General features: G+C 34.6%; 4 protein-coding genes. 1 reads left to right on the top strand and 3 read right to left on the bottom strand.

The window, feature by feature from the left end:
* The 3 genes from COL05_RS13825 to COL05_RS13815 form a co-directional block, all read right to left on the bottom strand.
* Positions 1-4,557 carry a non-ribosomal peptide synthetase gene (locus COL05_RS13825; protein ID WP_098669032.1) on the bottom strand — a complete coding sequence of 1,519 codons (4,557 nt, stop codon included), beginning with the start codon at positions 4,555-4,557 and terminating at the stop codon, positions 1-3.
* A 13-nt stretch (positions 4,558-4,570) separates the two neighbouring features.
* Positions 4,571-5,824, bottom strand: coding sequence for an MFS transporter (locus COL05_RS13820; RefSeq protein WP_098669031.1), 1,254 nt, complete (start codon positions 5,822-5,824; stop codon positions 4,571-4,573).
* A gap of 1,329 nt (positions 5,825-7,153) precedes the next feature.
* Positions 7,154-8,113: a proline dehydrogenase family protein gene (locus tag COL05_RS13815; protein ID WP_098669030.1), complete on the bottom strand. Its 960-nt coding sequence runs from the start codon at positions 8,111-8,113 to the stop codon at positions 7,154-7,156.
* Between the two features lie 117 nt (positions 8,114-8,230).
* Here COL05_RS13815 and pdxR point away from each other — a divergent pair, with 117 nt between their 5' ends.
* On the top strand, positions 8,231-9,646 hold the full coding sequence (pdxR, locus tag COL05_RS13810; RefSeq protein WP_098669029.1) for a MocR-like pyridoxine biosynthesis transcription factor PdxR: 1,416 nt from the start codon (positions 8,231-8,233) through the stop codon (positions 9,644-9,646).
* Positions 9,647-9,850: the final 204 nt, after the last annotated feature.

The raw sequence follows: 9,850 nt of genomic DNA, 5'->3' as shown, positions 1-9,850 counted from the left end.
TTACACCCTCTTCTTTGTTAATTTAAGTAATACTTTGCTCAAGCTTTCTTCCGTAAGATCCTCTGCATCAGCAAAATCTGATACCGTAAAAGCAGACTCTGTTGTTGGTTTATTTATAAGTTGACGAAGATGCCTCAACATACCATCTGCTATCACTTGAATTTTTAATTTAGAAAACTGTTCCCTACTATACATCCAAATAAAATGTAACTTTTCATCTTTCACCATTCCGATAACATCAATTAGATGAGATGGTTTGGAATCTGGAGCATGATCTAAAAATGTAAATCCTGTCTCTTGCATAAACAAAGAGTCCCTTGAAAACACCTGATCAAATTGGCCCAAATAGTTAAAGCTTATTGAAGGCTTTTGCTGATAAAACGGAAGTAATCCTTTATTCAAGTAACGTAAAATACCATAGTCAACTCCGCGATTTGGGATTCGACGCAATTGCTCTTTGACTGCCTTTAACCCTTCAATAGGTGTCTGAGTTCCTTGAAAATTGAGATGAACGGGATAAATACTCGTGAACCAGCCCACTGTCCTTGATAAATCAATACCTTCAATCATCTCTTCTCTTCCGTGTCCTTCTAGATGAATAGAAACGGTTTGCTGATTTGTACAATCGACGATAGCTTGTCCTAATGCCGTTAATAGTACCTCATCAATCCTTGTCTTATGAGTGACTAGAACTTCGTGAAACAATGCTTGTGTTTCTTCTATTCCTAAAGTCCTCGTCACTTGATCAATCGATTCTTCTGTCGTTTCTTGTATTGGATAGTCCACTGGAATTTTCATCGTTTCTTTTTCTACTTGTTCATTCCAATAATCCTTTACTTCTTTTGAAATACCCGAATCACTGTATGTCTGAAGTCGTTCAGACCATTCTTTAAAAGATGTACTTTTCGCAGGTAAGCGAATTTCTTGACCTTGTTTCATCTGGTTATATACCAACTGTAAATCTTCCAATAGAATCCTCCATGACACTCCATCTACTACTAAATGATGCATCACCCAGAATATTCGATCATTTTCAGTCAAGTTATCTTCAAAGTACACTACTTTCATTAACGGACCAGTAATTAAATTGAAACTAGCTTGATGAATATTCATCTCTTCTTGTATTATTTTATTCCACTCTTTTTCATTAACTTGATTCCGTTTTACAACATGGAGTACTGACAGCTCATCAGTCCCTTCATTTCTCTGCCTCCACGTTCCGTTTGGTAACTGTTCGTACCGGAAACGTAAAGCATCATGATGTTTCAGTAAATTTAATATCGCTCCCTCTAGTAATTTCACATCCAATCTTTCTTTTACTCTTAAAAGCATTGATTGATTCCAATGCTCTGTATGTGGATGTTCTTGCTCGAAGAACCAGCACTGAATTGGAGTAAGAGGCACATCACCTATCACAATTCCCTGCTCCGCTTGTACTCCCTGCGTTTCTATAGCCACTTGTGCCAGCTCAGCGATAGTTGGGCATTCAAACATTTGCTTTGGAGTAAGTTTTAACCCCACTTGACTTGCTTGAGATATAATTTGAATACTGAGAATTGAGTCGCCACCAATTTCAAAGAAATTATCATAGATTCCCACCTTTTTAACACCTAATACTCTCTTCCAAATGGTAGTTAGTATTTGTTCGTTACTATTCCGAGGGCCAACACATTCACTATTAATCTGCTTTTCCTCCGGCATAGGTAAGGCCTCACGATCAACTTTACCGTTAGCTGTAAGTGGAATAGCTTCCATCGCCACAAATCCCGAAGGAACCATATAACTTGGTAGTTTCGCTTTAAGATACTCTCTCCACGCATCTACATTTCCATCTCCTACAACATATGCTACTAATCGTTTATCGCCTGGCTGATCTTCTCTTACAATTACAACTGCCTCTTTTACATATGCATATGTATGTAAAGTAGACTCAATTTCCCCAATCTCAATTCGGAAACCACGTATTTTAACCTGATGATCAATTCTTCCACGATAATCTAGATTCCCATCTGGCAAATACCTCACTAAGTCTCCTGTCCGGTATAATCTTGCTTTCAGATCACTACTAAATGGATGAGATATAAAACGCTCTGCTGTTAATTCAGGTCTATTTAAATACCCACGTGCAAGCCCTGCCCCGCCAATATAAAGTTCACCATCAACACCTATAGGAACAGGTTGTTGATAATCGTCTAGTATATACACTTCTAAATCGGGAATCCGCTTTCCAATATTACTTCTTGAAGCATGCTGCACATCATCTAAAGTAATTGGATAATATGTAACATGAACTGTAGTTTCTGTAATTCCATACATATTAATTAACTGTGGTTTTTTCTCCCCATACCTTTGAAACCACGGTAACAAGCTAGTAGGTTCTAACGCTTCTCCGCCAAATATGACATAACGCAGCTGCAAATTTTTATTCTTATCTTCTTGTTCACACACTTGTATTAATTGTCGAAAAGCGGAAGGTGTCTGATTTAGAACTGTGACTTCTTCCTCCACCAATAATTGATAAAAATCCTTAGGTGATCGACTAATCCAGTACGGAACAACAACTAATTTTCCACCATATAATAATGCTCCCCAAATTTCCCATACTGAGAAATCAAATGCATACGAATGAAAAAGTGTCCAAGTATCTTTTTCATTAAACTGATACCAACAATCCGTTGATTTAAATAACCGAATGACATTGTGATGCTCTATCATAACACCTTTTGGATTCCCCGTTGATCCCGAAGTATAGATCACGTATGCTAAATTTTGGGGACTGACATCAGAAACCGGTAAAGTCTTACTTTCTTTCCAAATCTCATCTTGATCACGATCCAGACAAATCGCCTCGACATTTTCTGGTAACCATTTTAATTCTTTTAAACTTTCTTGCGTTACGAATAACTGAATGCTAGCATCTTCTAAAATATATTGAAGTCGCTGCTCTGGATATGTTGAATCAAGTGGAACATAAGCCCCACCAGCCTTCAAAATCCCTAAAATACCTACAATCATTTCGAGGGAACGTTCAACGCACAGTCCAACTAAAGTATCAGGTCCTACTCCCTTTTTCTGCAGATAATGAGCTAACTGGTTTGCACGTTCATTAAGCTCCTTATAAGTAATTTTTTCTTTTTCATACGTAACTGCAATAACATTTGGATAAATCATCGCTTGCCGTTCGAACATTTCATGAATAGTTACTTGAGGTGGGACATCCAGTTTAGGATTGTTGAACTCAACTAAACTTTTTCTTTTATCTTCCTCAGAAATGATTTCTACTTCAGCCACCTTCTGCTTTGGGTTTTCAAAAGTGTTTTCCATTATCGCTAACATCACGTTAAAAAACCGTTTTATCTCTTCCTTAGAAAATAGCTCCTCACGATAATCAATATGTACATGTAAAGAGTCTATATCAATTAGATTTTCAATATGCACTGCAAAATCTTGTACTTCTTCACGGTTTGGAATCCATAGTGAGTCACCACTTTCATCACGATCCCTATAATCAATCGTAGTTCCGAAAAGTCTCACATTACTGTTATTCTCTTTATTAATCTGCTTTAATAACAAATCAAATGGATATTTCTGGTGTCTTAATGATTTACTTTGTTTTCTGGACACCCTACTAATAAATGAAAGTACTTCTTCTTCTGGATCAATATCCATTCTTAAAGGAACTGTACTCACCATCATTCCAATCAATTTTCGTTCCATTTTAGTCATACGGTTGCCGTAAGCCATTCCTAAACCAATATCAAGCGATGAGGTCCACCGATACATGGACAACGAGAGAGCAGCAACAAAAAGAGTATATAAACTAATTTTGTAATATTCAGAAAATTTTTCTATCTTTCTCTTCAAATGTTCCGTTAATATAAACGTCTCACGTGATGCTTTGGTACTAACTTGGTACGTATTATAAGGCTTCAACCCGGTCACAGATGGCAGTGTTTTAAATTCCTCCAACCAGAATTTTTGATCTTTTTGAAAACGACTACTATTCAAGTATGTTTGTTCATTAGTCAGAAATTGAACATATGAATTTTTAATTTCGCCTTCCTCATTCTCGTTATGCATGTCATAATAATATTTTGCAATCTGCTCAGTAAATATTTGAATTGATAAACCATCCATAATAATATGATGAACATTTCCAAAGACTGCACATTCATTATCGTTTAATTTTATTAAAGCGAAATAGTATAAATTTGAATTAAATAATGTAAACGTTTCTTTTGTTTTCTGCTCAATCCATTCCTCAAGCAAATTTGTATTCTCCACATTACTGAAATCAAAAAACTCAAATTCTTGTTCTTCATGTTTAATAAAATATTGTTTCGGTTCCTGATGCCCATTTTCTTTTAACCTAATGCACAGACCGTCATTTTCACTGATAACGCGATTCACAACTTGGTTTAATTTTGAATAATCCATTTTCCGATGAAGTTTAAATAAAAATCTTAAATTACATATTCCTTTATCAGAATGAATAACTTCTGTATACCATATTCTTCGCTGCGGATGACTTAATGGATAACATTCCTCATTGGTCATAAAAATCTTCCCTTCAAAAATTATTTGCTCTTATAGGTTCGTGTTTATGTTTAGCCCATAAATATTTCTGCAGTGAAACTCCAATTACTCCAATAATAACAAGCCCAATCCCTCCATAAACATAGAGTTGAGTTACTCCAAATAAATGCACTAATGGACCACTCATAGCAGGAGAAATAATTAGAACTGCGTTTGTTAAACTGCTTTGTATACCAAATACTCTTCCTACTTGATCTTGATCGGATTCTATTTGTAAAATGACTTGATTAGATACAAGCATAAGCCCACTTCCGATACCAGCGATAAAACTAATTAAATAGGCTAAAACGAAGACCGTACCGGGCGTTATCAAACCAATCCCCCCAAAACCAATTCCCATTAAAACCATACCTCCACATACTACCCAGCCATATTGAAATTGTTTTAATTTCTGAGTTAGTAATGCACCAAGTATTCCGCCAAGACCAATAATAGAAATAATATATCCCATTTTACTTTTATCATGTGGGAATAAGCTCTTAAATAAAGTTGGGAATTGTGAGTCTACTAATTGTAATACTGCCATGGCTATTGTAACGAAAATCATAGTTGATAATATTATCCGATTAGATAACACATAGCCCCACCCTTGTACCCAAGCGGCCCAAGTGCTTTGCTTTTGCTTTTCAACAAGTTCTTTCGATATAGTTTCTTTGAACTTTATTGTTGGTATCAGAACTAACGTAGCTAATAAACAACTTATAGCTCTTATAATGAGGCAGAACTCTGGCTGAAACCAGCTCAGCAACATGCCCCCTATAAGTGGGCCTACTATCTTGGTACCCTGCTCTACTATTCCGTTGATACTTACTGCTTTAGTAAGCAACTCTGGGGATACAATCTGTCTTGTTAGTGTTTGTTGTGCAGGATAATAGAAAACAATAAAAATGGAACGAATCATTAATGCCACTAAGAGCCAGTGGATATTTTGTACAAATAAAAGAGCAATTGTTATTAAACCAACCATCAAATTACAGAACATCATAATTGGAATTTTTCTAAAACGATCTGCAATAACACCTGCCCATGAGCCAAAAATAATTCCAGGAAGTGCATATGCAACAGGGATCAATCCAATCATAGTAGGATCTACTTCCCATTCAAACCCAACTATAGTCATAATCGCTAACATATCAATAAAAACACCAAGCATAAGCAATGAATAGGCAGAGAAAACTTGTAAATAAACCCTATTTCCTAATAGGCCTTTTGAATCGGTAGTTTTCATAAAATGTGCTCCTTAAATTTACTAAAACGGATGTTTTGGTGTACACAATACCTCTTTTTTGCACATAATTTATAACTCTACATATATCCATCCGAAATTTAATAGTATTCAAACTTCAATAACTATAAAATTCAATATCTTTGGTATAATTTATTCATTCAAATATATTTATTTTTAGTTTTTATACGTTCACTTCTGACTCTAAATAATCTTTTTCACCTATAAACGTGGACAAATTAAATGATTTCTAGTTATATCGTCATTACAACCACAGTAAAAAACGATAATATTTCATTAATTTATCTGAACAACTTTCTTTGATTTTCATATTCTACAAGCTAAAACCCTACTCAACGAAAAAATCCATTAATAGCTATCTAACCCTAAAATTTACAATAGTTAAACCATCCGAATTACACCCTCTTTTCAGAATTGTATTTTTTTTCTATTTAAAATACTATCACACAAATTTTCTAGCTACTATCTTCATAAAGTTGAAATAATCAAATTGGAAAATTCAGATAAAAACAAGGTGAATTTGCAATTATCTTAGTTAATATTATTTTCACAAACGCTATTGAGTTATAACACACGATATACTCCTCTTTTTCCACATGTATGTTAATCATAGAAATTACTTCTTTTCCTTAAAACACTCTCGTTACTGGTTTATTTTTCATAAATAGGTCATACCTTTTTCCCCTTTCATTCCTCTTTATATTTTTATCATACGCAATGAGAATTTCTTTTTTCTTACCCATTACTTACAAATTACTTACTTTCAAAATTGCTTTTATAATAGGATTGAAGGAGCATCTGTGCAGGAAAGTTCAGTAAATATATTAATCAAAAAGAAACACAGAGGTTTCTTACTTCAGTGTTTCTTTTTCCATCCTTTTAAATACTAAGAGCCGATTTACCCTTAACAGGATGAATTCTGGCTCTTTTCTAATGTAATTTTTCTTCATGCATTACAACACAACTGACATTATGCTCCATGAAATACTCCTAACCTTGCTAAAATTACTTGTTTTTAAGTCAAAATGTATTTAACTTAGGGCGGATACTCCATATCCATCAGCTTAAGAAAAATAAACGACCTCAAAACGAAAAAATAAGCTACCTTCCCAAAGTAACTACCTGCAGAAAAAGAACATGTTCATTTAGGAGTACCGCCCCATGCCCATCAATTTAAGAAATTACATCCCCAAGATGAAAATCCCGTGTATTTTTGTCCGAAAACAACTTATTTTTTCGGTTTGGGGGCACTTCAAAACCTTAGCTTGATAGCGATGTGGCGCTACCCCATATTTGGAATTTAATGTTCGTTCAATATAATCTACTTCTGTCTGTTAAAGATGGATTGATCATATCCGTTACTGCACGAAATAGATTTTCCGGATATTCAGCTATTCGATGACATAAATACAAGTACCACTCTTTTCCGTAAGTTAAATATACTTTACAGTTGTACCCCTTACTTTTTAAATCCATTAACAAATCTGGACGGATTCCGTAGAGCATTTCCATTTCTAAGTTGGGTTGATTAAGGTATTGACGGTTTTCCATTTCTTGAATAAGCATTTCATCATGTGTGGCTATGGATACTGGGTGGTTAGATTCTATTATTTGTTCTACAAGTTTAAGATAACGATTATTTAATTCCTTTGATCTAGACATAGCAACATCAGCTGTTTCTTGATAAGCCCCTTTGACAACTCGTATTTTCCCAGGATAATGAACTAATTCCTGAACATCATTGTTGGACCTATATAAATGTGCCTGTATAGTGATCCCTACATTAGGATATTGCGTAGTTGTTTTTTTATAGATATCAAGAATATCGTCAGTTTTTGATGTTTCTTCCATACTTATCATAAGTGTAACGCCGTACAGATTTGCTTTCTTGGCTAACTCAAGTAAATGAATATAAGCTGTTTCTGAATCCACAGATAATCCAATATGTGATAAATCAAACGAAACAGTCGACTTCATGGAGAACAAACCCATTTCTTCAATAAGATTCAAAAACTCGTTTTTGGCGTTTCGGCATTCTTCTAAATCTGTTTTATTTTCACCAATGTATTCCAGTGAAATAGAATAACCTCTTGAAATCAGTTCTTTTGCTGTTGCAAGCCCATCTTGCCTATGCTCTCCGGTTACAAACCGTTTGGCGGCTTGCAATAATAAAGGATAGAGTTCATTGGACTGCTGAATATAAGATTTAATATGTTCATTTCGTGCAACCGATTTAAGTGCTTGGGTGACTTGAATCTTTGGATTAGTCATAACTTACATCTCCTTTTTCATATTTACATAAACTTTATCATGGTAAAATGGTTTATATTAGTACCATTTATAATGAATTTTCAAAGTACCAATTTTAGATAAGGAGTAAATTTCAATATGCTTTGGATACCCATTAACCGGTCATTAGATATACCATTAATTAGACAAGTTTATCAGCAAATACGAGAACAAATTTTAAACGGGGACTTACAATCAGGAGAAAAACTACCGTCGACACGTGAACTATCTTCTGAGTTGAATGTATCCAGGAATGTGATTTTGGAAGCGTATGATCAATTATTGGCTGAAGGATTTTTAGTTGCAAAAAGGGGTGCTGGAACATTTGTTGCTGAAGGAACTTTTTTAGAACAACAGAATAAAACACCTTCATTTCATTATGTGAATTGGAATGAAGATAAAAATAAAGATGATAACATCATCAACTTTCGTTCAGGTATACCAGCACTGGATTTATTTCCGCGTAAGACATGGGCAAAATTGTCTCATACCATATGGAATGACATTGCACCTTCTACTTTTGGATACGATATTCCCGAAGGACGTCCGGAATTACGACAGGTTTTATCACGCTATTTACTGAAAACAAGAGGTGTTGATTGTCATCCAGAACAAATTGTGATTACATCTGGTGCAACCCAAGCTATGACACTTGTTTCTAAATTGCTTTTATCGCCCGATGATACAGTGATAATGGAAGATCCAATCACCAATGATATTCAAACTATATTTAAAACTTCAGGTGCTCTTCTTTACCCTATACCTGTTGATGAATATGGAATGAAGACATCGTTGCTGCCATTAAATAATTATCCAAAGTTTATCTTTGTTACTCCGTCCCACCAGTTTCCGTTAGGAGGAACGTTACCAATTCAACGAAGGATTCAATTGATTAACTACTCTAGAAGAACAAATTGTTATCTTGTTGAGGATGATTATGACAGTGAATTTAGATATGAAGGACCACCTGTAAGTTCATTACAGGGATTGGATTCAGATCGTGTATTATATATTGGTTCGTTTAGTAAAATCTTATCACCAGCCCTTAGAATGGGATATTTAATTCTTCCTTCACAACTTATTGAAAAATGTCGCAAACTAAAATGGTTTTCGGATTTACATACCCCTTCTTTAGAGCAGCTTATCCTTGCCCGTTTTATTGATGAAGGCTATTTAAAACGACATATTATGAAGATGAAGAAAATGTACAAAAAACGAAGAAACTTCCTTATTCATTGCTTAAAAACAACATTTTCGAATAGGGTTAATATTTTCGGTTATTCAACAGGCTTACACCTAATTGTTGAATTAAATGAATCCCATTTTTCAAAAGAATTACTCGAATGGATCGAACGGTTTGGAGTTAAAGTATATTCTGTAGAAGATCATACTATAGAAAAAGGAAAACATCATAATCGAATTATTTTAGGTTATGGGCATCTAAAAAATGAAGAAATTAAAGAAGGTGTGACCAGACTACATAAAGCAATATATAATTTTAAATCCAAAAATTAAAGCCGAGCCGTCCTTAGCTTAGCATGAGGACAACTCGGCTTAGTTTTCTGTCAGGATCCCATCACTATCCAGCTAAAATTTTATAGTACCTCCAGAACGAAATTTTGTGTTAACTTGTAACAAAAAGTTCATTTTTTCGTTTTGGGGTAATTCTGGATTTTTAACTTGATAGCGATGGGGTGGTACCCCACATCCATCAACTTA

Origin of the sequence: Bacillus sp. AFS059628, assembly GCF_002571225.1 — a bacterium.
GTDB lineage: Bacteria > Bacillota > Bacilli > Bacillales > Bacillaceae_G > Bacillus_A.
The sequence above is the reverse complement of the archived record's forward strand: the minus strand, read 5'-3'. Positions and strand labels throughout refer to the sequence as shown.